Origin of the sequence: Sphingopyxis sp. C-1, from assembly GCF_001047015.1 — a bacterium.
GTDB lineage: Bacteria > Pseudomonadota > Alphaproteobacteria > Sphingomonadales > Sphingomonadaceae > Sphingopyxis.
The window spans coordinates 1,820,787-1,840,648 of the sequence record NZ_BBRO01000001.1; the positions used below are offsets into that span (position 1 = coordinate 1,820,787).

General features: G+C 63.7%; 27 protein-coding genes. 20 read left to right on the forward strand and 7 right to left on the reverse strand.

Annotated features, from left to right (window positions below):
* Positions 1-15: 15 nt before the first annotated feature.
* A complete protein-coding gene (locus SC1_RS08390) occupies positions 16-678 on the reverse strand; it encodes an HAD-IA family hydrolase (RefSeq protein ID WP_062180021.1) in 663 nt (220 codons plus the stop codon).
* 59 nt (positions 679-737) lie between these two features.
* Here SC1_RS08390 and glmU point away from each other — a divergent pair, with 59 nt between their 5' ends.
* The 9 genes from glmU to SC1_RS08435 are packed head-to-tail and all read left to right on the forward strand — an operon-like array spanning position 738 to position 7,270.
* Positions 738-2,090: a bifunctional UDP-N-acetylglucosamine diphosphorylase/glucosamine-1-phosphate N-acetyltransferase GlmU gene (glmU, locus tag SC1_RS08395; RefSeq protein WP_238586626.1), complete on the forward strand. Its 1,353-nt coding sequence runs from the start codon at positions 738-740 to the stop codon at positions 2,088-2,090.
* Between the two features lie 4 nt (positions 2,091-2,094).
* On the forward strand, positions 2,095-2,631 hold the full coding sequence (locus SC1_RS08400; protein ID WP_062180027.1) for a GNAT family N-acetyltransferase: 537 nt from the start codon (positions 2,095-2,097) through the stop codon (positions 2,629-2,631).
* The gene (locus SC1_RS08405; RefSeq protein ID WP_062180030.1) at positions 2,628-2,942 is read left to right on the forward strand and encodes a hypothetical protein; all 315 of its coding nucleotides are present in this window, start codon (positions 2,628-2,630) and stop codon (positions 2,940-2,942) included. Before SC1_RS08400 ends, SC1_RS08405 begins: the two co-directional genes overlap by 4 nt.
* A complete protein-coding gene (locus SC1_RS08410; RefSeq protein ID WP_062180033.1) occupies positions 2,939-3,403 on the forward strand; it encodes a GNAT family N-acetyltransferase in 465 nt (154 codons plus the stop codon). The genes SC1_RS08405 and SC1_RS08410 overlap by 4 nt, the downstream gene beginning before the upstream one ends.
* A gap of 30 nt (positions 3,404-3,433) precedes the next feature.
* The gene (locus SC1_RS08415) at positions 3,434-3,658 is read left to right on the forward strand and encodes a ribbon-helix-helix domain-containing protein (protein ID WP_062180036.1); all 225 of its coding nucleotides are present in this window, start codon (positions 3,434-3,436) and stop codon (positions 3,656-3,658) included.
* The gene (locus tag SC1_RS08420; RefSeq protein ID WP_062180040.1) at positions 3,655-4,023 is read left to right on the forward strand and encodes a PIN domain-containing protein; all 369 of its coding nucleotides are present in this window, start codon (positions 3,655-3,657) and stop codon (positions 4,021-4,023) included. The genes SC1_RS08415 and SC1_RS08420 overlap by 4 nt, the downstream gene beginning before the upstream one ends.
* Before the next feature lie 16 nt (positions 4,024-4,039).
* On the forward strand, positions 4,040-5,863 hold the full coding sequence (glmS, locus tag SC1_RS08425; protein WP_062180043.1) for a glutamine--fructose-6-phosphate transaminase (isomerizing): 1,824 nt from the start codon (positions 4,040-4,042) through the stop codon (positions 5,861-5,863).
* A gap of 21 nt (positions 5,864-5,884) precedes the next feature.
* Positions 5,885-6,844, forward strand: coding sequence for a hypothetical protein (locus SC1_RS08430; protein ID WP_062180045.1), 960 nt, complete (start codon positions 5,885-5,887; stop codon positions 6,842-6,844).
* 12 nt (positions 6,845-6,856) lie between these two features.
* Positions 6,857-7,270, forward strand: a complete 414-nt coding sequence (locus tag SC1_RS08435; RefSeq protein ID WP_062180048.1) for a GFA family protein — start codon at positions 6,857-6,859, stop codon at positions 7,268-7,270.
* Positions 7,271-7,281: 11 nt separating this feature from the next.
* On the opposite strand, the gene SC1_RS08440 is transcribed toward SC1_RS08435, so the two are convergent.
* Positions 7,282-7,470, reverse strand: coding sequence for a hypothetical protein (locus tag SC1_RS08440; RefSeq protein WP_062180051.1), 189 nt, complete (start codon positions 7,468-7,470; stop codon positions 7,282-7,284).
* 59 nt (positions 7,471-7,529) lie between these two features.
* Between SC1_RS08440 and SC1_RS08445 the strand changes: the two genes are divergently transcribed.
* Complete coding sequence (locus tag SC1_RS08445) at positions 7,530-8,192, forward strand: HAD family phosphatase (protein ID WP_062180054.1); 663 nt, start codon at positions 7,530-7,532, stop codon at positions 8,190-8,192.
* A 169-nt stretch (positions 8,193-8,361) separates the two neighbouring features.
* The gene (locus tag SC1_RS08450) at positions 8,362-9,234 is read left to right on the forward strand and encodes a dienelactone hydrolase family protein (protein WP_062180057.1); all 873 of its coding nucleotides are present in this window, start codon (positions 8,362-8,364) and stop codon (positions 9,232-9,234) included.
* A gap of 15 nt (positions 9,235-9,249) precedes the next feature.
* On the opposite strand, the gene SC1_RS08455 is transcribed toward SC1_RS08450, so the two are convergent.
* Positions 9,250-9,717, reverse strand: a complete 468-nt coding sequence (locus SC1_RS08455) for a DUF411 domain-containing protein (RefSeq protein ID WP_062180060.1) — start codon at positions 9,715-9,717, stop codon at positions 9,250-9,252.
* A gap of 47 nt (positions 9,718-9,764) precedes the next feature.
* Between SC1_RS08455 and SC1_RS08460 the strand changes: the two genes are divergently transcribed.
* Positions 9,765-10,334, forward strand: coding sequence for a hypothetical protein (locus SC1_RS08460; protein WP_062180063.1), 570 nt, complete (start codon positions 9,765-9,767; stop codon positions 10,332-10,334).
* Here the strand turns inward: SC1_RS08460 and SC1_RS08465 are convergent.
* Together SC1_RS08465 and SC1_RS08470 are read right to left on the reverse strand one after the other, a co-directional pair.
* Positions 10,319-11,335 carry an aldo/keto reductase gene (locus SC1_RS08465; protein WP_062180065.1) on the reverse strand — a complete coding sequence of 339 codons (1,017 nt, stop codon included), beginning with the start codon at positions 11,333-11,335 and terminating at the stop codon, positions 10,319-10,321. The two genes, SC1_RS08460 and SC1_RS08465, sit on opposite strands and share 16 nt — an antisense overlap.
* A gap of 68 nt (positions 11,336-11,403) precedes the next feature.
* Positions 11,404-11,994, reverse strand: a complete 591-nt coding sequence (locus tag SC1_RS08470) for a LysE family translocator (RefSeq protein WP_062180068.1) — start codon at positions 11,992-11,994, stop codon at positions 11,404-11,406.
* Positions 11,995-12,068: 74 nt separating this feature from the next.
* Between SC1_RS08470 and SC1_RS08475 the strand changes: the two genes are divergently transcribed.
* From SC1_RS08475 to queE, 8 genes are all read left to right on the forward strand, one after another.
* Positions 12,069-12,521, forward strand: coding sequence for an Lrp/AsnC family transcriptional regulator (locus tag SC1_RS08475; protein WP_062180070.1), 453 nt, complete (start codon positions 12,069-12,071; stop codon positions 12,519-12,521).
* A gap of 67 nt (positions 12,522-12,588) precedes the next feature.
* Positions 12,589-13,575 (forward strand): LLM class flavin-dependent oxidoreductase, encoded by a 987-nt coding sequence (locus tag SC1_RS08480; protein WP_193749135.1) that lies wholly within the window; start codon positions 12,589-12,591, stop codon positions 13,573-13,575.
* A gap of 146 nt (positions 13,576-13,721) precedes the next feature.
* The gene (locus SC1_RS08485; RefSeq protein WP_062180076.1) at positions 13,722-14,909 is read left to right on the forward strand and encodes an aspartate aminotransferase family protein; all 1,188 of its coding nucleotides are present in this window, start codon (positions 13,722-13,724) and stop codon (positions 14,907-14,909) included.
* Positions 14,906-15,832 (forward strand): ornithine carbamoyltransferase, encoded by a 927-nt coding sequence (gene argF / locus SC1_RS08490; RefSeq protein ID WP_062180079.1) that lies wholly within the window; start codon positions 14,906-14,908, stop codon positions 15,830-15,832. The genes SC1_RS08485 and argF overlap by 4 nt, the downstream gene beginning before the upstream one ends.
* A 10-nt stretch (positions 15,833-15,842) precedes the next feature.
* Positions 15,843-16,766, forward strand: a complete 924-nt coding sequence (locus SC1_RS08495) for an Hsp33 family molecular chaperone HslO (RefSeq protein WP_238586627.1) — start codon at positions 15,843-15,845, stop codon at positions 16,764-16,766.
* Between the two features lie 139 nt (positions 16,767-16,905).
* Complete coding sequence (locus SC1_RS08500) at positions 16,906-17,310, forward strand: hypothetical protein (protein WP_083435758.1); 405 nt, start codon at positions 16,906-16,908, stop codon at positions 17,308-17,310.
* A 175-nt stretch (positions 17,311-17,485) separates the two neighbouring features.
* Entirely contained in the window at positions 17,486-18,184 is a 699-nt protein-coding gene (queC, locus tag SC1_RS08505; protein ID WP_062180086.1) for a 7-cyano-7-deazaguanine synthase QueC, read from the forward strand.
* Between the two features lie 4 nt (positions 18,185-18,188).
* Positions 18,189-18,821 (forward strand): 7-carboxy-7-deazaguanine synthase, encoded by a 633-nt coding sequence (gene queE / locus SC1_RS08510; protein ID WP_062180089.1) that lies wholly within the window; start codon positions 18,189-18,191, stop codon positions 18,819-18,821.
* A 3-nt stretch (positions 18,822-18,824) separates the two neighbouring features.
* On the opposite strand, the gene SC1_RS08515 is transcribed toward queE, so the two are convergent.
* The gene (locus tag SC1_RS08515; protein WP_062180091.1) at positions 18,825-19,172 is read right to left on the reverse strand and encodes a hypothetical protein; all 348 of its coding nucleotides are present in this window, start codon (positions 19,170-19,172) and stop codon (positions 18,825-18,827) included.
* Positions 19,173-19,181: 9 nt separating this feature from the next.
* A complete protein-coding gene (gene lipB, locus SC1_RS08520) occupies positions 19,182-19,835 on the reverse strand; it encodes a lipoyl(octanoyl) transferase LipB (protein WP_062180093.1) in 654 nt (217 codons plus the stop codon).
* Positions 19,836-19,862: the final 27 nt, after the last annotated feature.

Consider the following 19,862-nt stretch of genomic DNA (forward strand, 5'->3'; position numbering starts at 1 on the left):
GAATGTCGATCCGCCCTAAAGCGTCGCGAGAAGCGGAACCAGTTCGTCGAAATGGTCGATCACATAGGTTGCTCCAAGTTCCGGCGCAGGGCGATCGAGAAAGCCGAAGCTGACCGCGACGCTCGGCACGCCGGCATTCTTTGCCGCCATGACGTCATAAATGCTGTCACCAACAAAGGCCGCGCGGCCGCCGCCGCATCGCTCCACCATCGCGTGAATCGGTTCGGGGGAGGGCTTGCGGACATTCAGCGTATCGCCGCCGATGATCGTCGCCATGCGATCGGCCAAGCCGAATTCGGCAAGCAGCATGCGCGCAAGATGCTCGGCCTTGTTGGTGACGACGGCGGTCTTTACGCCCAGCGCGTCGAGCCGGTCCAGCGCGGCGACTACGCCAGGAAAAAGTCGGCTTTCGATTGCGATATGCGCCCCGTAAAAGTCGAGCAGTTCGGGATAGAGCCGCTCGACCGCCCCCTCTGGAACGCCGCCGCTCGCGCGCAGGCCTTCCTCCAGCATATGCTTCGCTCCGCGCCCGATCATCGGCCGCACGGCGTCCGGGCTCAGCGGGGCGCGATCCATCAGTGCCAGCGCGTGATTGACCGCGGCAGCGAGGTCGCCGAGCGTATCGAGGAGCGTGCCGTCGAGGTCGAAGCCGACGGTCGCGAAAGGAAATGCGTTCATCGGCCCCGCATGGCGCGATGCTCTGGAAACCGCAATGATTTGCTGGCATGGCAGCGCGCATGAGCAATCCCATCGCCGCCATCGTCCTTGCCGCGGGCAAGGGTACCCGCATGAAATCGGACCTGCACAAGGTTCTGCACCCGATCGCCGGCCGCCCGATGCTGCTGCACCTGATGGCGAGCGTCGATGAATTGAGCCCGGCAAAGAAAGTCGTGATCGTCGGCGACAAGGCCGATCAGCTTGAGGCGGCGCTGGCGGGAAGCGCGGACCTGGCGGTTCAGGAGCCGCAGCTCGGCACCGGCCATGCGGTGCAGCAGGGCGAGGGCGCGCTGACGGGCTTCGACGGCGATGTACTGATCCTCTATGGCGACGTGCCCTTCGTTCCCGCCGCGACCATGCAGGCGATGATCGACCGGCTCAATGCCCCCGATGCGCCCGCGGTCGTGGTGCTGGCGTTCGAGCCCGCCGATGCCCAGCAATATGGCCGCGTCATCACTGACGGCGACTATGTCACCAAGATGGTCGAGCATAAGGATGCGACCGACGCCGAGCGTGCGGTGCGCCTTTGCAATTCGGGGCTGATGGCCGCGAAATCGGCCGACCTCTTCGCGCTGCTCGCGCGTGTTACCGACGACAATGCGGCGAAGGAATTTTATCTCGTCGACATCGTCAATATCGCGAACGGCGACGGGCGGCATTGTGCGGTCGTCGTCACCGATCCCTATGATGTGGCCGGTATCAACAGCCGCGGCGAACTTGCTGCGATGGAAAGCGAATGGCAGGCGCGCCGCCGCGTGCAGGCGATGGCCGATGGCGCCAGTCTGATCGCCCCTGACACCATATGGTTCGCCTGGGATACCGAGCTTGGCCGCGACGTAACGATCGAGCCCAATGTCTTCTTCGGCCCCGGCGCGAAGATCGCCGACAATGTGAAGATCCGCGCGAATTGCCATATCGAAGGCGCAATCGTCGGCACGGGCTGCGAAGTCGGTCCGTTCGCGCGGCTCCGGCCCGGTACGGTCCTTGGCGAAAAGGCAAAGATCGGCAATTTTGTCGAGACCAAGAAGGCGGTGCTCGGCAAGGGCGCCAAAGCCAACCACCTGACCTATCTGGGCGACGTCACCGTCGGCGCGGGGGCCAACATCGGCGCGGGCACGATCACCTGCAATTATGATGGCTATTTCAAATATAAGACCGAGATTGGCGAGCGTGCCTTCATCGGATCGAACAGCGCGCTGGTCGCTCCGGTAAAGATCGGCGCCGATGCGATCGTCGCCGCCGGCAGCGCGGTGACGCGCGACGTCGCCGATGGCGAACTGCGGCTTGTGCGCGGCGAGCAGTTGGTCAAGCCCGGCTGGGCCGACCGTTTCCACGAGGCAATGCGCAAGAAAAAAGCGGCGGAAAAGAAATAACCCGATGCCTGCACCGACACTGACCACCGCGCGCCTCGTGCTGCGCCAATTGCGCGAGGACGATGCCGCGGCGCTCTTTCCCGTGCTGTCCGATCCCGAAGTGATGACCTGGTGGTCGAGCGGGCCGCACGCGTCGCTCGCCGAGACGGCAGACTATGTCAAAGGCAATGCCGCCGAGGGGCAGGGCTATGATTGCTGGGCGATCACCGCCGGTGACGATGTCGCGCTCGGCTGGGTGATCCTGATCGACGGCAAGCCCGACGTGAAGGAGGTCGGCTATATCCTGAACCGCGATCATTGGGGCAACGGGATCGCGCGCGAAGCGGTGTCGCGGGTGATTGACCATGGTTTCGATGATCTGAAGCTGCGCCGCATCTTTGCCGATACCGATCCCGAAAATGCCGGGTCGATCTCTTTAATCCAGCGTCTTGGCTTCCAATATGAGGGGCGGCTGCGCGGCGAATGGGAAACGCACATTGGGGTGCGCGATTCGCTGATCTTCGGCTTGCTGCGCGACGAATGGATGGAGAACACAAAGTGACCGATCGCTACACCGACAAGCCTTTCCTGCGCTTCGTCGACGCCTGGGTGCTGAAAGCGATCGGCCATCTCGACCCCGCGACCGAGGGCTATTGCAAAGCGATGGTGCCGCAGCTCGAACAGAGCTTTGACGTGAAGGGAAGCTGGGAACAGATCGTCGAGCAGCAGATGAAATTCGGCCCCGACCTGCCCGCGCAAATTCTGAAAATCTGGACCGATGGCAAGGCGCGCTTCGCCGCAGGAAATGGCGAAGCGCCCGATCCGGTGCAGTTCGCGATGATCTTCGTCGACCGCAATTTCGGGCGGACATGAGCGGCCTGATCGTCCGGCCCGCGGCCCGCGCCGATTACGATCGGTGGCTCCCGCTATGGGACGGCTACAACGCCTTCTACGGCCGCAGCGGCGATACGGCGCTGGCGCCCGAGGTCACCGCCGCGACCTGGGATCGCTTCTACGATCCCTATGAGCCGATGTTCGCGCTGGTCGCCGAGCAGGACGGCGCCCTTCTCGGCCTGACCCATTATCTGCTCCATCGCAGCACCACCTCGCTCCTGCCGTCGCTCTATCTGCAGGACCTGTTCACCACCGCCGACGCGCGTGGCAAGGGTGTCGGCCGCGCCTTGATCGAGGCCGTCTATGACGCGGCGAAGGAGCGCGGGCTCCCGCGCGTTTATTGGCTGACGCACGAAACCAACGATACCGCGATGCTGCTATACGATCGCATTGCCGAAAAAACCGGCGTTCTCGTCTATCGAAAGCAACTGCCCGCTTGATTTGATATCATGATATGATATCAATCTGGCATGCGCTTTCTCGCGGACATCCCCGATGACGATATCCAGTGGCTCGACGCGCTTGCGGCCGAGCTAGGCGTGTCACGGGCCGAGCTCGTTCGCCGTGCGGTAGCGGCCTATCGCGCGGACGTGTCAGGCGACGCGATCGATAACGCCTTCGGAATCTTTCGCACCCGCGACGATATCGGCGACGGGCTGAAATATCAGCGGCGGCTTAGGGGCAAGCGCGAATGATCGACGCGCAGTTCGATAGCGACATCCTGATCGACGCGCTGAACGGCATCGAAGCGGCGCGGGCCGAGATCCGCCGCGCCGGGCGCAAGAGCGTGAGTCGTGTCAGCTGGACCGAGGTGATGTCAGCGGCCGACCCCACATCGGTGAAAGCGGTTGAGGCCTTTCTCGGCTGCTTCCAGGTCGAGGAGATCGGGGATGCGGTCGCGCGTCGTGCCGCGGCGCTGCGCGCCGAGCGCAAGGGCTTGACCTTGGCCGACGCTTTCGTACTGGCGACCGCACAGATCAGCGGGCGCATCCTGGTTACACGCAATATCAAGGTGTTTCCGGCGTCGATGCCGGGTATTCGCGTTCCCTACACGCTTTAGAAGAAAGCCAGACCACATGTGCGGAATTATCGGAATCATCGGCAAGGACCAGGTGGCGGACCGTCTGGTCGACGGGCTGAAGCGCATGGAGTATCGCGGCTATGACTCGGCGGGCGTGTGCACTGTCGAGGGCGGCCAACTGATCCGTCGCCGCGCCGAGGGTAAGCTCGGCAATCTCGTCAAGGAACTCGCCGGCAATCCCGCGCCCGGCACCGTCGGCATCGCGCACACGCGCTGGGCGACGCACGGCGCGCCGACGACGAGCAACGCGCACCCGCATGCGACAGGCGAGGTCGCGCTGGTCCACAACGGGATCATCGAGAATTTCAAGCCGCTGCGCGAGGCGCTGACCGCGCGCGGCCGTAAGTTCGAGAGCGAGACGGATACCGAGGTCGTCGCACATCTCGTCAGCGAACAGGTCGAAGCGGGCAAGTCACCTCAGGACGCGGTGAAGGCGGTCCTCCCGCAGCTCCGCGGCGCCTTCGCGCTCGCAATCGCCTTCCGCCAGCATTCCGACCTTTTGATCGGGGCGCGCCTCGGTTCGCCGTTGGTCGTGGGTTATGGCGAGGGCGAAACCTATCTGGGCAGCGATGCTTTGGCTCTTGCGCCGCTGACGCAGAAGATCGCCTATCTCGACGAGGGCGACTGGGTGGTCATCACCAAGGATGGTGCGCAGATCTACGACGCCGACAATAATCCCGTGACGCGCGAAATCACGACCTCGGGCGTCACGGCCGCCGCGGTCGAAAAGGGCAATTACCGCCACTTCATGCAGAAGGAGATTTTCGAGCAGCCGACCGTCGTCGCGCAGACGCTCTCCTCCTACATTCGTCCGCTCGAACAGACGGTCGCGTTGCCGCAGATGGATTTCGATCTGTCGACGGTCGAGCGCATTACGATCGTCGCGTGCGGCACCAGCTTCTACGCGGGCATGGTCGCCAAATATTGGTTCGAAACCTTCGCGCGCGTTCCCGTCGACATCGATGTCGCGTCGGAGTTCCGTTATCGCGACCCGGTGCTCCAGCCGGGCGGGCTTGCGCTCTTCATTTCGCAGTCGGGCGAGACTGCCGACACGCTCGCGGCGCTGCGCCACTGCAAGGCGAACGGGCAGACGATCGCGGTCGTCGTCAACGTTCCCACCAGCAGCATGGCGCGCGAGGCGGACCTGCTGCTGCCAACGCATGCCGGTCCCGAAATCGGGGTTGCGTCGACCAAGGCTTTCACCTGTCAGCTTGCGGTGCTCGCCGCGCTCGCCGCGCATCTCGCGCTCAAAAAGGGTAAGCTCAGCGCCGCGGAAGAGCATGAGATCGTCAAGCATCTGATCGAGGCGCCTGCGGCACTCAACGCCGCGCTCGCGCACGACGAGGAAATCTCGAAGATGGCGCATCTCGTCGCCCCCGCGCGCGACGTGCTCTACCTCGGTCGTGGCCCCGACTATCCGCTTGCCCTGGAAGGCGCGCTGAAGCTCAAGGAAATCTCGTACATCCACGCAGAGGGTTACGCCTCGGGTGAGATGAAGCATGGCCCGATCGCGCTGATCGACGAGGCGGTCCCGGTCATCGTCCTCGCTCCCTCGGGCCCGCTGTTCGAAAAGACCGTCAGCAACATGCAGGAAGTCATGGCGCGCGGCGGCAAGGTCGTCTTGATTTCAGACGCAGAAGGGCTCGCAGAAGCCGGTGACGGCTGCATGGCGACGATCGAAATGCCCAAGGTCCACCCGCTGATCGCACCGCTCGTTTACGCGGTGCCGGTGCAATTGCTGGCGTACCATGTGGCTGTCGCCAAGGGCACCGACGTCGATCAGCCGCGCAATCTCGCGAAATCGGTTACGGTCGAGTAGGAGACGCATCGCGGAGGGGGTATGACGCCCGGATTGGTCGATATCGGTATCGCGCTGGCCATGGTTGCGCTGATCGCCGCGCTGACGGTCGGTTTCCATCGCCGCACGCCGCAACAGGTGGAAGATGGCCCGGAAAACGAGCTTTATCGAGCATATACGCGCGAATTCGACCGTACCCTCTCTGCTGCCGCTGTACCGACAAGCTTGCCGGAGATCAGCCCCGACGGCGAAAAGGGATATCTCGAAAAGGATGATCGGAAGTGGCGTCTCCAGATCGATCGCGCAGAACACAATTATGACCGGCTCGGAGATTTGGGGGCGCTGGAAACTCATGAAGACGGCGAACTTTCCAGTACCGCTGTGCTACTCATGGTCGATCAATCGGGTTCGATGCGTGGCGAACCGATGGCGTGGGTTGCCGCGGGGGTTCGGCGCCTATCGGAGGAGCTGGGAAGGCGCGGCGCAAGTGTCGCGGTTGCCGGCTATTCGACCGCTGGCTGGCATGGTGGTTTTACGCGGCGCAAATGGCTGCGCGATGGAAAGCCGTCCAGACCCGGGCGCCTATGCGCCTTGCTTCATATCTTGTACCAGCCGTTCGACAATGCGGCGCTCGATCCGGACGACTGGCGGCAAATGCTGAACCCCGATGTCCTGCGCGAAAATGTCGACGGAGAGGCCCTGGAATGGGGCGTCAATCAGCTAAAGAGCCGCCTCGAACGGCGACGCATCCTTCTAGTCGTGAGCGACGGCGCGCCCGTTGACGATTCGACGCTCATGGCAAACGGCCCATCGTACATGCATCGGCATTTCCTGCAGGTGCGCGACGCAATTCTGGGGGCGAAGGAACTGGAATTGATGGCGATCGGCGCGGCCTTTCGCGTCTCCGAATTCTATCCAGTCTCGCGCGATGCCGTCGATGCCGGCACGCTGGTCGAGACGGGACTGGAGCTGGTCACAAGGAATGATAAATATGGATTATAGAGTGCAGGCGAAATGAGCTGGAACACCACCTGCCACTGCGGCGCCGTCTCGGTGCGGCTTGCCAAGGCGCCCGAGGAAATCGCCGAGTGCAATTGCTCGCTCTGCTTCTCGCACGGCATCCTCTGGAGCTATATGTCGCCGCGCGACGTCGTGATCGAGGGTGCGACGCGCACCTATAATCGCGCCGACCGCGAAAACCCCAATTCGGACCTGCATTTTTGCGCGACTTGTGGCTGTACGACGCACTGGTCGGCAACCGAGGGACTGATCGAACGGATGGGCGGAGAGGTCGACATGATGGGCGTGAACATGCGCCTTTTCGACCCGGCGCAGCTCAGCGGGTTAAAGCTTAGCTTCCCCGACGGTCGCGGCTGGTCCGGCGAGGGGCCATGGAGCTATGCGCGCGAGCATGAGGTGATGCGCTGAAATAGTCGCGGTCACTCCGTCGCGTTGGCCTGGGCAAGGATCGACGCTGCGATCTCCTCGATCTTGCCCGAAACCAGCAGCGGTGCGCCGCCGACCATCCCGACCTGCGTCTGGCCGTTCTCATAATCGCGGAGCCAGGCGACATTTTCGGCGACGACCAGATAATTGCCGCCGCGCGAGTTCAAGGAAATGAATTTCATGATGCTGTCTCCTGATCGTGAAACGCCTAGGCACCAAGTATGAAGATTGTGAGATTCGCATGACGCCTGCCGCGATCATTTTCGATTTCGATGGCGTCGTCGCCGACAGCGAAGTGCGCGCGAACCTGTCGCTTGCCGAAAGCCTGACCGCCGCGGGCATGCCCGCGACCTATGACGAGTGCCTGCGCGATTATTATGGCCATAATTGGCAGGAAACCGAACGGCGCATCGTCGCGCGCTATGGCCGCGCACTACCCGCCGATTTTCGCGAGACCCACCGCGAGCGGGCGCGGGCGCGCTATATGGAGGGCTTCGATGCCGTGCCCGGCGTCGCTGTATTTCTCGACGCGCTGGGGCCGCTACCGCGCGCGATCGCTTCGTCGAGCCGCGCCGAATATATCGGCTGGGCACTCGGCCTATTCGGGCTCGGCCATCATTTCGGGGAGCATGTCTACAGCGCCGACGGCTGGGATCGAGGCAAGCCGTTTCCTGACATCTATCTCGCCGCCGCGAAGGGTCTTGGCGTCGACCCCGCGGGATGCCTCGCCATCGAGGATTCGCCGACGGGGGCGCGGGCGGCAATTGCCGCGGGAATGGCCGTGGTCGGTTTCTGCGGCGCGGGCCATATCGTCGACCGCGCGGGGCATGGTGAGATGCTGCGCGAGGTCGGCGTGCATCATGTCGCGCTGACATTTGACGAGGTGGCGTCTCTCATCTTCTAAATACGCTATTGCCGCGACAGGGGGCTGCCCAAAAATCGCTGTCCTATAAAATGGTGCTGGATTAGCTTTGCCATTCGTTCGCATCCCGATGACGGCGCGAACAATCGAATCCCGAGTGAAGTTGCGCAGTTTTCAGCGACTTTTCAAAACGCCCAGCGAGGAGAGACACATGTGCACCGAGAACACCGAAGCCGATCTTGATCGTGCCGGCATGTCCGTTGGACGGCGCAGCTTCACAGTGCTTGCAGGTGCGGGCGCGTTGGCCGCGGCGTTGCCCGCGCGGGCAATCGCGGGCAAGCCGGTCAAGGGCCGCGATGTCACGATCAAGACCGACGACGGTACCTGCGATGCCTATTTCGTCGCTCCGGCAGAGGGTAAGCATCCCGCCGTGCTGGTGTGGCCCGATATCCGCGGACTTCGCCCTGCATTCCGGCAGATGGCCGACCGGCTTGCAGCCGAAGGCTATGCCGTGCTGACCGTGAACCCCTTTTACCGCTGGCAGAAGTCGCCGGTGGTCGATGCCGCCAACGACTTTAGCGACCCTGCGATCCGCGAAAAGCTGTTCGGTTATCTCAAGCAACTGACGCGCCCGATCGTCGAGACCGACGCGAAGGCGCATCTCGCTTTTCTCGACACGCAGAAGGAAGTCGATACGAAGCGCAAGATCGGCACCACCGGCTATTGTATGGGCGGCGCGATGACGATCTATACGGCGGCGCTGAAACCTGACCGCGTCGGTGCGGCGGCAAGCTTTCACGGTGGCGGTGTCGGTACCGACAAGCCCGACAGCCCGCACCTGCTGATCCCGAAAACCAACGCTGGCTATCTGTTCGCGATCGCCGACAATGACGACAAGGAAACGCCGAACGAGAAGGTCTTGCTGAACGCCGTGCTCGCGCCGCGCAAACAGTGGCATGAAGTCGAAGTCTATGAAGGCGCGATGCACGGCTGGTGCCCGCCCGACGGCCGCGCCTATAACGAAGCGGCCGCTGAAAAGGCATGGAGCCGGATGCTCGAGCTGTTCAAGGCCGAGCTGGCCTGATTTGCGGCAACGCGCTCAGTGCGCGTGCGCGCCGCCGCTGGCGGCGTAGCTTGCAAAGACGCGCTGGCCTGCAGGGCCGAAGGTCATGACCTTATAGGCTTCGCGATGGTCGCCATGCTCCATGCCGGGCGATCCCATCGGCATGCCGGCGACCGCAAGGCCCTTTACGCCCTTGGGCTTTTCGCGGAGCAGGCGCGCGATGTCCTTCGCGGGCACATGCCCCTCGATGACATAGCCGCCGACCAGCACGGTATGGCAACTGCGCAGCGCCTGCGGCACGCCCTGCTTGTCCTTGACCGCATTCATGTCGGGCGAGTTCACCACGACCGCCTTTTGTCCGAACGAGGCCTTCACCTGCTCGAGCCATTTGAGGCAGCATCCGCAGCCCGCATCGCGGAACATCACCGGGTTCGCGGCGTGCGCGGTCCCGATGATGGCGGAAAAAGCAGCGAGGGCGAAAAACGCACGGCGGACAGAAGTCATCGCAAATCCTTTTGGTGGAACCGCTGCGAAGCCTATAGGCGGGGCCCATGAAAGTCCATTTCATCCGATCGGGCGATCGCCGCTACTCCATGCGGATCGAGCGTGCCGATGCGCCGGTGCTGGTGATGGACCCGGCGCCCGGCTTCGACCCCGACCTGCCGCACGACATGGTGCATTTTGTGGTCGAGGCGGCGCTGGGGCTCAAGACCGGCGTCTTCGGTCAGATCGCGGCGGGCGGCGATGCGGGCTCCTTCCATGTCGAGGCAGGCGGCGCGCTGTCGGCAAAGGAACGCCAGCGCGCGGCGCGCAAACAGGTCGCCAAGGGCGCAAAGCTGATCAAAAGCCAGGGCCGCGAGGGCGAATTGTCCGAACTCGCCGCCTTCCTCTTCGACATCGCATGGCGTAGCCGCTCGCGTCCCGACACCGCGGCGCAGCGCGCTGCGCTGGGCGAGGCCGAGCGTACGCGCGGCTCGCTCAGCGCCGACGAACGCGCGCGGATCGACGCTGCGCGGCCGCACGTGTTCGAGGCGTTCGACCGGCTTTCGAAGGCATGGCGCGCGCTGCCGGTTGGCGGTGCGTTAAGCCTCGAATGGCCGTCGGTTCAGCCCATCGGGTAGAGGATGTCCTTGCTGACCTTGTGCAGCGCCTTCATCACATCGTCCGCGAGCACCAGTTCCATTGCGTCGAGGATCGGATCGACCTGATCATAGGCGCTCACGCCGACGATCGTCGAAGCCACGAAATCATGCTGTTTCGACCAGGCGGTCGCCATCGTCACCGGATGCAGCCCCGCCTCTTCGGCGATCTGGAGGTAATGCGCTGTCGCCGCGAGGCTCTTTTCGTTGACGAAACGGCGGCCCATCGCGGCCTGCCGTCCCTCCATGCCCAGATAGCGCGAGAAGCGCGCACCCTCGGGGCGGGCCCCGTCCTGATATTTGCCCGAGAGGACGCCGCCTGCGAGCGGCGAATAGGGGATCAGGCTGACGCCTTCCTGCCGGCACACCTGCGCCAGCTCATCCTCGAAGCGGCGGTTGTTGAGGCTGAAATTATTCTGGATCGTGTGATAGCGCGCGGCGCCAAGGCGTTCCGACGCCGCCAGCGACTTCATCAATCCCCAGCTCGTCTCGTTCGAACAGCCGAGGATGCGGACCTTGCCGACGCGGACGAGTTCGTCGAGCGCGTCCATCATCTCGTCATAAGGCGCATCATGGTCGGGCCAGTGCGTCTGATAGAGGTCGATATAGTCGGTCTGGAGCCGCGTCAGGCTGTCGTCGACCGCCTGGAAGATGTTCTTGCGGTCGAGCGCGGTCATGCCGTTGCGGCACGGCGACTTGAACCACACATGGCTGGGTCCCGATACCTTGGTCGCAAGGATGATCGCGTCGCGCGGCTTGGTCTTCATCCAGCGGCCGACGATTTCCTCGGTGCGGCCCACCCATTTGATGTCGGGCGGCACCGGATAGCCCTCGGCGGTGTCGTAGAAATTGATCCCGGCGTCGAAGCAGCGGTCGAGGATACGGAATGCCTCGGCCTCTTCGGTCTGGCTGCCGAAGGTCATCGTCCCCATGCAGATGTCGGACACATGGATGGCGCTCTTGCCGAGACGACGACTCTGCATGCTCTTGTTCTCCGGTCAGAAGAGGGGAGCGCCGTCCATAGGTTGCGCGATGCAACCTTGCAATCGGGTCAGATCAATAGCGCGAGAGATCCGGCGAGCAGCGCCGCCATCGTCCAGTTGAACGCCCGCAGCCGCGCCGGGCTGGACAGCCAGCCTCGCAGTACCTGGCCCATCACCGCCCACAGGCTGGTCGAGGGCAGGTTGATGATCCCGAACACGATCGCAACGAGCAGCACCGCCCCAAGATTGCGGTCGGGAGCGTAGAGCGCGATCGCCGTCAGCGCCATCGACCAGGCCTTGGGATTGACCCACTGAAAGAGAATCGCCTGAAAGAAGGTCATCGGCTTGGCGCGTCCGCCGCTTTCGGTGTCGGGCGCCGCCGCATTGGCGATCTTCCACGCAAGCCACAGCAGATAGGCGACGCTCACCACCTTGAGCACCGTATTGAGGATCGGGAACAGATCGAACAACCCCATCAGCCCGACCCCGACAAGGACGATCATAAGCGTGAATCCGAAACCGACGCCGAGCGCGTGCGGGACAGTACGGCGGAGGCCGAAATTGGCGCCCGACGCCATCAGCATCATGTTGTTCGGCCCCGGCGTGATCGACGAGACGAGAGCGAAGGCGGAGAGCGCGACGAGAGCGGTTTGATCCATAGGGCGCAACATAATGCGTTTCGATGCGCGACGGATTGCAAAGATGGGGCGCATTGCGATAGATTATGCAATCTATGACCAAGATTGATGCCATTGGCCGCAATATATTGCGCGAATTGTCGAGCGACGGACGAATCTCGAATCTCGAACTTGCCGAACGCGTCGGGCTGTCGCCGTCTGCCTGTCTGCGGCGCGTCCAAGAATTGGAGCGCAGCGGGGTCATCAAGGGCTATCGCGCGGTGATCGACCCCGCGAAGCTCGGACTGACCTTCATCGCCTATGTGACCGTCGGTCTGTCATCGCACACCAAACAGTCGCAGTCCGATTTCGAGGCGGCGATGGCGCTCGCGCCCGAGGTGCGCGAATGTCACAATATCACCGGCACGATCGAATATCTGTTGCGCGTCGAGACCGACGACCTGGCGACATACAAGCATTTTCATACCGAGGTGCTCGGCGTGCTGCCGCAGGTGCATTCGATCACCACCTATGTGCTGATGGACTCGCCAAAGGACGAGCGCGCATAGTTTTTCTTCGTACCGCCCGCGAACCGCTGCGCTTGAACCGCGACGACCCGCACCGCATATCAGTTTCATGACGAAACTCTCTTTCCTCGACCTTGTGCCCGTCACCGACACCGGCACAATTTCCCAGTCGCTCGCGAACGCCGCCGATCTCGCTCGCCATGCCGAGGCGCTCGGTTACGAACGCTATTGGGTTGCAGAGCATCATGGCATGGCGGGGATTGCGAGCGCCGCGACCTCGGTCGTGCTCGCGCATATCGGTCAGGCGACTTCGACGATCCGCATCGGCGCGGGCGGTATCATGCTGCCGAACCACGCCCCGATGGTGATCGCCGAACAATTCGGCACGCTCGAAGCGTTGTTCCCCGGCCGCGTCGATCTCGGCCTTGGTCGTGCGCCCGGCTCGGACGGCATCGTCGCGCGTGCGCTCCGCCGCAACCTTGCGAGCGACGAAAGGCAGTTCCCGCAGGATGTCGTCGAGCTGCAAGCGTTCCTGGCAGGCGACGACCGCCTCGGCATCCGCGCGGTGCCGGGTGAGGGGACGAATGTGCCGCTCTGGATCCTCGGTTCCAGCCTGTTCGGCGCACAGCTTGCGGCGATGCTCGGGCTGCCTTATGCCTTCGCCAGCCATTTCGCGCCCGACGCTCTGGATGAAGCGCTCGATATCTATCGCCGCCAGTTCAAGCCGTCCGAACAATTGGCGCAGCCTTATGCGGCCGCCGCTTTCAACGTCTTCGCCGCCGACACGCGCGAACAAGCCGAACTGCTGGCCTCGTCGCAGCAACAAGCCTTCGTTGCGCTGCGTACCGGCAATCCGGGCAAGATGAAGCCGCCGCTTGCTGGCTACAAGGACAGCCTCCCGCCGAACGCGCGCGCGATCCTTGACCATGTCCTGCAATGTTCGGCGGTCGGAACGGTCGACGACGTAGCGGCCGGCCTTAAGGCGTTCCAGGCGCGCACCGGCGTCGATGAGATCATTGTCGCCTCGTCCATGTACGACCATGACGCGCGCAAACATTCGGTCGCGCTCGCTATGGAGGCGGGCAAGTCAATCTAACGATCCTCCCTTTGGCATGGCCATGGGAAGGATTGGGCCACCCCCTGTGTTGACGCGGCTCCGGCTGCGGCAGTATAGGGGCGGTCCGACCAAGGGCGGCCCGTTTTGGGGTCGCCTTTTTTACTTTTGAATGAAAGGTGCCTGCCATGACGATCACGCCGCTGATGCCCGTATACCCCCGGTGCGGTGTGCGTCCGGTTCGCGGCGAAGGCGCCTATCTGATCGGCGAACGAGGCGAGCGCTATCTCGACTTCGCCAGCGGCATCGCGGTCAACCTGCTCGGCCACGGCCACCCGCACCTGACCAAGGCGATCCAGGATCAGGCCGCGACCCTGATGCATGTGTCGAACCTCTACGGCAGCCCGCAGGGCGAGGCCTATGCCGCGCGTCTGGTCGAGAACACGTTTGCCGACACGGTGTTCCTGACCAACTCTGGTGCCGAAGCGGTCGAATGTTCGATCAAGACGGCGCGCGCTTATCATTCCAGCGCGGGGAACGCCGAAAAACACACGCTGATCACCTTCAACAACGCCTTTCACGGCCGCACGCTCGGCACGATCTCGGCGACCAATCAGGAAAAGCTGCGCAAGGGTTTCGACCCGCTGCTGCCGGGCTTTGCCTATGCTCCGTTCGACGACATCAACGCCGCCCTCGATCTGGTCGACGACAATACGGCAGGCTTCCTGGTCGAGCCGATCCAGGGCGAAGGTGGCATTCGCCCGGCTTCGCAGCCTTTCCTGCAGGCGCTGCGCGACATCTGCGACAAGCGCGACCTGATGCTCGTGTTCGACGAAGTGCAGTGCGGCGTTGCGCGTACCGGGCATCTCTACGCCTATGAACATTTCGGCGTGACCCCCGACATCATGGCGAGCGCCAAGGGTATCGGCGGTGGCTTCCCGATGGGCGCATGCCTGGCGACCGAGAAAGCGGCGCGCGGTATGGTCATCGGCACGCATGGATCGACCTATGGCGGTAACCCGCTCGCCTGTGCGGCGGGGCAGGCGGTGCTTGACGTCGTGCTCGAAGAGGGCTTCCTCGATCAGGTCAAGGCGACCGGCGAGCGCCTTCGCGGCGCGCTTGAACAGCTAATTCCGAACCACGATCAACTGTTCGACAGCGTGCGCGGTGTCGGGCTGATGCTCGGGCTCAAGCTCAATTCGGACAGCCGCGCGTTCGTCGCGCATCTGCGCGACAACCACGGGCTGCTGACCGTCGCGGCGGGCGAGAATGTCGTGCGCGTGCTGCCGCCGCTGAACATCGACGACAGCCATATCGCCGAGTTCATCGAAAAACTGTCAGCGGGCGCGGCGAGCTACACGCCGCCCGAAGTTTGATGCGGCACTTCCTGAACCTGTCCGATGCGGGCGGGGACGCGGTCGCCGCGATGCTCGCCGACGCGATCGATCGCAAGGCGGCGCGCGCGGGCTGGCCAAAGGGCAAGCCCGACGCGGACGCGCCGCTCGCGGGACATGTGCTGGCGATGGTGTTCGAGAAGAATTCGACGCGCACGCGTGCCTCTTTCGATATCGCGATGCGCCAACTCGGCGGCACGTCCATGATCATGGACGCGGGCGTCACCCAACTGGGTCGCGGCGAGACGATCGCCGACACCGCTCGCGTGCTGTCGCGCTACGCCGACGCGATCATGATCCGCACCGACGATCATGCGAAGGCCGAGGAGCTTGCAGAATATGCGAGCGTCCCGGTGATCAACGGGCTTACCGACCTGTCGCACCCGTGCCAGATCGTTGCCGATCTGCTCACGATCGTCGAAAGCGGCAAGGCATTGCCGGGGCTCGAGCTTGCTTGGCTCGGCGACGGAAACAATGTGCTTGGTTCGCTGATCGAGGCCGCGGGCCTCTTCGGCTTCAACGTCCGCGCCGGCGTGCCGCAGGGCTATGAGCCCGAGGCGGGCTTCGTCGAAGCAGCGCGCGCGAAGGGCGTCCGGATCGACATCACGCGCGACGCGCGTGAAGCCGTTGCGGGCGCCGATCTTGTCGTCACCGACACCTGGGTGTCGATGGGGCAGGACCATGCGCATAATAAGATCGCGGCGATGACGCCGTATCAGGTCGACGAACGGCTGATGACCGGCGCCAAGGAAGATGCGATCTTCCTCCATTGCCTTCCCGCGCACCGAGGCGACGAGGTGGTCGACGCGGTGATCGACGGCCCGCAGTCGCGTGTATGGGATGAAGCCGAGAATCGCGTCCATGCGCAGAAATCGATCCTGCTGTGGGCGTTCGGAAAATTGTGAGTTTGAAGACGTGAGTGAAATCATCGAAACCTGGTTCGACCAGCCCCTGCTGTTCACGATCGCCGAACGGCACGTCCGCGGGCGCTTGGTGCGTTTGGGGCCGACGCTTCAGACGATCATCGGCGCGCATAATTATCCGCCGGTCGCCGAAAAGCTGCTGGCGGAGGCGCTGGTGCTTACCGTGCTGCTCGGTTCGACGCTGAAGGACGAAAACGGCCAGATGACGCTGCAGGCGCAGACCGGCGGCGGCCCCGTCGAACTGCTCGTCTGCGACTATCGCGCGGGCGAACTGCGCGGTTACCTTAAATTCGATGCCGAACGGCTTGCCGAGGTCGGGTCGGATCCGACCCTGTTCGCCTTGTTCGGCGAAGGCTTCCTTGCGATCACCTTCGACCAGGCGACCACGGGCGAGCGCTATCAGGGTATCGTGCCGCTTGAAGGCAGCTCGATCGGCGAGGCCGCCGAGCATTATTTCGAGCAGTCGGAACAGATTTCGAGCCTGATCAAGCTGGCCGCGCGACATGACGCCGAGGCGGGGTGTCTCGCGGGCGGCCTGTTGCTGCAGCATCTGCCCGAAGGCGAAGTCGGCCGCGACCGTCTGCATGTACGGCACGACACTCCCGAATGGGAACATGCCAAGACCATCGCCACCACGCTGAAGGCCGAGGAGCTTACCGATCCTGCAACCTCGCTGGAAACGCTCGCTTGGCGGCTGTTTCACGAGGACGAGGTCCGCGTCGAGGCCGGCGTGACGGTGTCGCGCGGCTGCCGGTGCAGCACCGGATATTTCGCGGGCGTGCTCGCGCAATTTCCGGAGGCCGAGCGCGCCGATATGGCGGACGAGAATGGCCGGATCGTCGTCGACTGCGCCTTTTGCTCGCGTTTCTTTCCGATCCCGCTGGATGAAATCGCGACCCACAATCGGCCGGAATAGCGACGAAATCGCTGCCGTTCTTCACGGCGAGGCGAGTAAATTCAGCGCCAAGCGGTTGAAAACGCATCCCCGGCTTGCTAGCTAAGTGGGAACGGGGTCGCATATTCGCTCGTTCGCGGGCGGCCAATGGATAGGTGGAATGGCGATCTTCTCTCCCATGTTGCGAATGTCGTTGATGGCGCTCGGCCTTGCGGGCGCCGGCGCGGTCCCCGCGCAGGCGCCGTCGCTGGCGATGCTCGACCGGCTGGAAAAAGGAAGCTGGCAGCTACGCGAGCGCGGCAAGGATGCCGTGCTGCAGACGGTATGCCTTGGCGACGCCCGCAGGCTGATCCAGATTCAGCATCCGCGCGCAAATTGTTCGCGCTATGTCATTGAGGACACGCCGAATTCGGTGACGGTCCATTATACCTGCCCCGGTGCAGGGCATGGCCGTACAAGCATCCGTAGCGAGACGAACCGGCTCGTCCAGATCGATACGCAAGGGATCGCCGAGGGCAAACCCTTCTCGCAGGCGATCGAGGCACGCCGTACCGGCGGCTGCTGATCGAACGAAATATTAACCATCCCGTGTCAGGGTGAGTGGGTGGCATACCGATGTGTGCCCTTCTCCCTAACGGCTGTGATGCCGAACTGGGCCGTGTCGCAGCAGCTTCGCGGCCCATTTCTTTTGGTGCGGCACAGCCCTTGCACCCCCCGCGCCACGGGCCTATCTGGCGCCGATGCAGCAAGTTTCCGGAAAAACGGTGATCGTCCTCCTGTCGGGCGGGCTCGACTCGATGGTCTGTGCGGGCCTGGCACGCGAAGCCGGCGCGCGGATCGTCGCGCTCACGATCGATTATAACCAGCGCCACCGCGTCGAGCTGGAATCCGCCGCGCGGATCGCCGATTATGTCGGGGCGGCCGAACATATCGTCCTGCCGCTCGACCTCCGCCGCTTCGGCGGGTCGGCGCTGACCGCCGACATCGACGTGCCAAAGGATGGCGTCCCCGAAGTCGAGGGGGGCGGCGACGTGCCGGTCACCTATGTCCCCGCGCGCAACCTCATCTTCCTGTCGCTGACGCTCGGGCTTGCCGAGGCGCGGGCTGCGCAGGATATCGTCATCGGTGTCAATGCGCTCGACTATTCGGGCTATCCCGATTGCCGCCCCGAATTCATCCAGGGCTTCGAAAAACTCGCCGCGCTGGCAACCCGCGACGGCGACAAAGGCGTCGAGTTCCACATCCATGCGCCGCTCCAGCATATGACCAAGGCCGATATCGCCGCCGAAGCGGCTCGGCTCGGCATGGACGCAGGGATGAGCTGGTCCTGCTATGACCCAACGCCCGACGGGCTGCATTGCGGATCGTGCGACAGTTGCCGCCTGCGCAGCAAGGGCTTCGCCGACGCGGGGCTCGCCGATCCGACGCGCTACGCCTGAACCGATGACTTACGCGGTCAAAGAGATTTTCCTCACGCTGCAGGGGGAGGGCGCGCAGGCAGGGCGCCGCGCGGTTTTCTGCCGCTTCGCCGGCTGCAATTTGTGGACGGGACGCGAGAAGGACCGCGCGAAGGCGATCTGCCAATTCTGCGACACCGATTTCGTCGGCACCGACGGGAGCCTCGGCGGAAAGTACAAGAGCGCGGCGGCGCTGGCCGATGTCATCGCCGAAACTTGGGGAAAGGGCGGCGACGACCGCTATGTGGTGCTGACCGGCGGAGAGCCGATGCTCCAGGTCGATGCGGCGCTTATCGACGCGCTGCATGAGCGCGACTTTACCATCGCGATCGAAAGCAACGGCACTTTCGCGATCCCGCGCAGCATCGATTGGATCTGCGTCAGTCCAAAGGCCGGCAGCGAACTGGTGCAGACGAGTGGCGACGAGCTGAAGCTTGTCTGGCCCCAGCCGGGCAGCGACGTCGCGTGGCTTGCGGCGCTCGATTTCGAACATCTGCTCGTCCAGCCGCTCGACGACCCACACGCCGCCGCGAATGTTCAGGCGTGCATCGATCTGGTTATGGATGACCCGCGCTGGCGCCTGTCGCTGCAGACGCACAAGAATCTGGGGCTGCGCTAGAGCTTATTCGCCCTTTTTGGCGGCAGCGTCGGTGGTGGTGATCGCCTTCTTCGCAGCCGGCATATCGACCGCATCGGGATTATCGGCCCCGGCACCTTCCTCGGCTGGCTCTTCCGCCGCGTCCGCTTCGTCGGTCTTCGCCGCATCCTTCTTGGTGCCGTCATCGGGGATGCTGTTGTCGACCGCGGTCCCGTCGCTCACCGCATCGTCGAGGATGATCATCGAATCGCTCACCGATCCTGGCTGGACTTCGACCGCGTCGAGCTTGGTGGTTGACTTGCCGGCGGTGTCGCCGCCGCCGCAGGCAGCGAGAGCAAGCAGGGAGAGCGAGGCGAGAAGGGTGCGGGTCATCCGGCGTTCCTAATCGCTTGGCGAAAGCTTGTCGAGAAAGGCGGGCAGCGTTTGCACCAGCGCGGCATCGACGTCGGCAAAGCTTGCCGTCTTGCCGAGCGCCGCAAGGCTGGTCACCGGAAATTCGGCGATGCCGCAAGGCACGATGCCACCGAAATGCGCAAGATCGGGTGCGACGTTGAGCGAGAAGCCGTGCATCGTCACCCAGCGCTTCACGCGCACCCCGATCGCGCCGATCTTCGCCTCTCGGCCATCCAGGTCGTCGGTCCAGATCCCGATACGACCTTCGGCGCGGCGCGCCTCGACCCCGAGCAGCGCGAGCGCGTCGATCACCCAGCCTTCGAGCGCGGAGACATAGGCGCGCACGTCGCGGCCGCGTTTCGTCAGGTCGAACTGGACATAGCCGACACGCTGGCCGGGGCCGTGATAGGTATAGCGTCCGCCGCGCCCGGCATCGTAAACCGGAAATTGCGGGCTCAGCAGCTCGGCCGGATCGGCGCTCGTCCCCGCAGTATAAAGCGGCGGATGCTCGATCAGCCAGATGCGTTCCCCGGCGTCTCCGGCATGGATCGCGGCGGCGCGGGCCTCCATGTCGGACAGCGCGACATCATAGTCGGTAAGGCCGGAACTGATCGTCCATTCTGGTGGAGGAAGCATGCTCATCGCGCCGGCTATCTGGCGCGCCAGAGC

Excerpts from the sequence above, each read along its gene's own strand:
- glmS (WP_062180043.1), top strand. The coding sequence starts at position 4,040 with ATGTGCGGAATTATCGGAATCATCGGCAAGGACCAGGTGGCGGACCGT.
- SC1_RS08455 (WP_062180060.1), bottom strand. The coding sequence starts at position 9,717 with ATGACTTCTGTCCGCCGTGCGTTTTTCGCCCTCGCTGCTTTTTCCGCC.
- SC1_RS08390 (WP_062180021.1), bottom strand. The coding sequence starts at position 678 with ATGAACGCATTTCCTTTCGCGACCGTCGGCTTCGACCTCGACGGCACG.
- SC1_RS08465 (WP_062180065.1), bottom strand. The coding sequence starts at position 11,335 with ATGCAGAGTCGTCGTCTCGGCAAGAGCGCCATCCATGTGTCCGACATC.
- SC1_RS08475 (WP_062180070.1), top strand. The coding sequence starts at position 12,069 with ATGACCAAGATTGATGCCATTGGCCGCAATATATTGCGCGAATTGTCG.
- SC1_RS08400 (WP_062180027.1), top strand. The coding sequence starts at position 2,095 with ATGCCTGCACCGACACTGACCACCGCGCGCCTCGTGCTGCGCCAATTG.
- SC1_RS08500 (WP_083435758.1), top strand. The coding sequence starts at position 16,906 with ATGGCGATCTTCTCTCCCATGTTGCGAATGTCGTTGATGGCGCTCGGC.
- SC1_RS08450 (WP_062180057.1), top strand. The coding sequence starts at position 8,362 with ATGTGCACCGAGAACACCGAAGCCGATCTTGATCGTGCCGGCATGTCC.
- SC1_RS08435 (WP_062180048.1), top strand. The coding sequence starts at position 6,857 with ATGAGCTGGAACACCACCTGCCACTGCGGCGCCGTCTCGGTGCGGCTT.
- glmU (WP_238586626.1), top strand. The coding sequence starts at position 738 with ATGAGCAATCCCATCGCCGCCATCGTCCTTGCCGCGGGCAAGGGTACC.
- SC1_RS08480 (WP_193749135.1), top strand. The coding sequence starts at position 12,589 with ATGACGAAACTCTCTTTCCTCGACCTTGTGCCCGTCACCGACACCGGC.
- SC1_RS08515 (WP_062180091.1), bottom strand. The coding sequence starts at position 19,172 with ATGACCCGCACCCTTCTCGCCTCGCTCTCCCTGCTTGCTCTCGCTGCC.
- SC1_RS08430 (WP_062180045.1), top strand. The coding sequence starts at position 5,885 with ATGACGCCCGGATTGGTCGATATCGGTATCGCGCTGGCCATGGTTGCG.
- lipB (WP_062180093.1), bottom strand. The coding sequence starts at position 19,835 with ATGAGCATGCTTCCTCCACCAGAATGGACGATCAGTTCCGGCCTTACC.
- SC1_RS08445 (WP_062180054.1), top strand. The coding sequence starts at position 7,530 with ATGACGCCTGCCGCGATCATTTTCGATTTCGATGGCGTCGTCGCCGAC.
- SC1_RS08460 (WP_062180063.1), top strand. The coding sequence starts at position 9,765 with ATGAAAGTCCATTTCATCCGATCGGGCGATCGCCGCTACTCCATGCGG.
- SC1_RS08420 (WP_062180040.1), top strand. The coding sequence starts at position 3,655 with ATGATCGACGCGCAGTTCGATAGCGACATCCTGATCGACGCGCTGAAC.
- queC (WP_062180086.1), top strand. The coding sequence starts at position 17,486 with ATGCAGCAAGTTTCCGGAAAAACGGTGATCGTCCTCCTGTCGGGCGGG.
- SC1_RS08485 (WP_062180076.1), top strand. The coding sequence starts at position 13,722 with ATGACGATCACGCCGCTGATGCCCGTATACCCCCGGTGCGGTGTGCGT.
- SC1_RS08440 (WP_062180051.1), bottom strand. The coding sequence starts at position 7,470 with ATGAAATTCATTTCCTTGAACTCGCGCGGCGGCAATTATCTGGTCGTC.
- SC1_RS08410 (WP_062180033.1), top strand. The coding sequence starts at position 2,939 with ATGAGCGGCCTGATCGTCCGGCCCGCGGCCCGCGCCGATTACGATCGG.
- SC1_RS08415 (WP_062180036.1), top strand. The coding sequence starts at position 3,434 with ATGCGCTTTCTCGCGGACATCCCCGATGACGATATCCAGTGGCTCGAC.
- SC1_RS08470 (WP_062180068.1), bottom strand. The coding sequence starts at position 11,994 with ATGGATCAAACCGCTCTCGTCGCGCTCTCCGCCTTCGCTCTCGTCTCG.
- queE (WP_062180089.1), top strand. The coding sequence starts at position 18,189 with ATGACTTACGCGGTCAAAGAGATTTTCCTCACGCTGCAGGGGGAGGGC.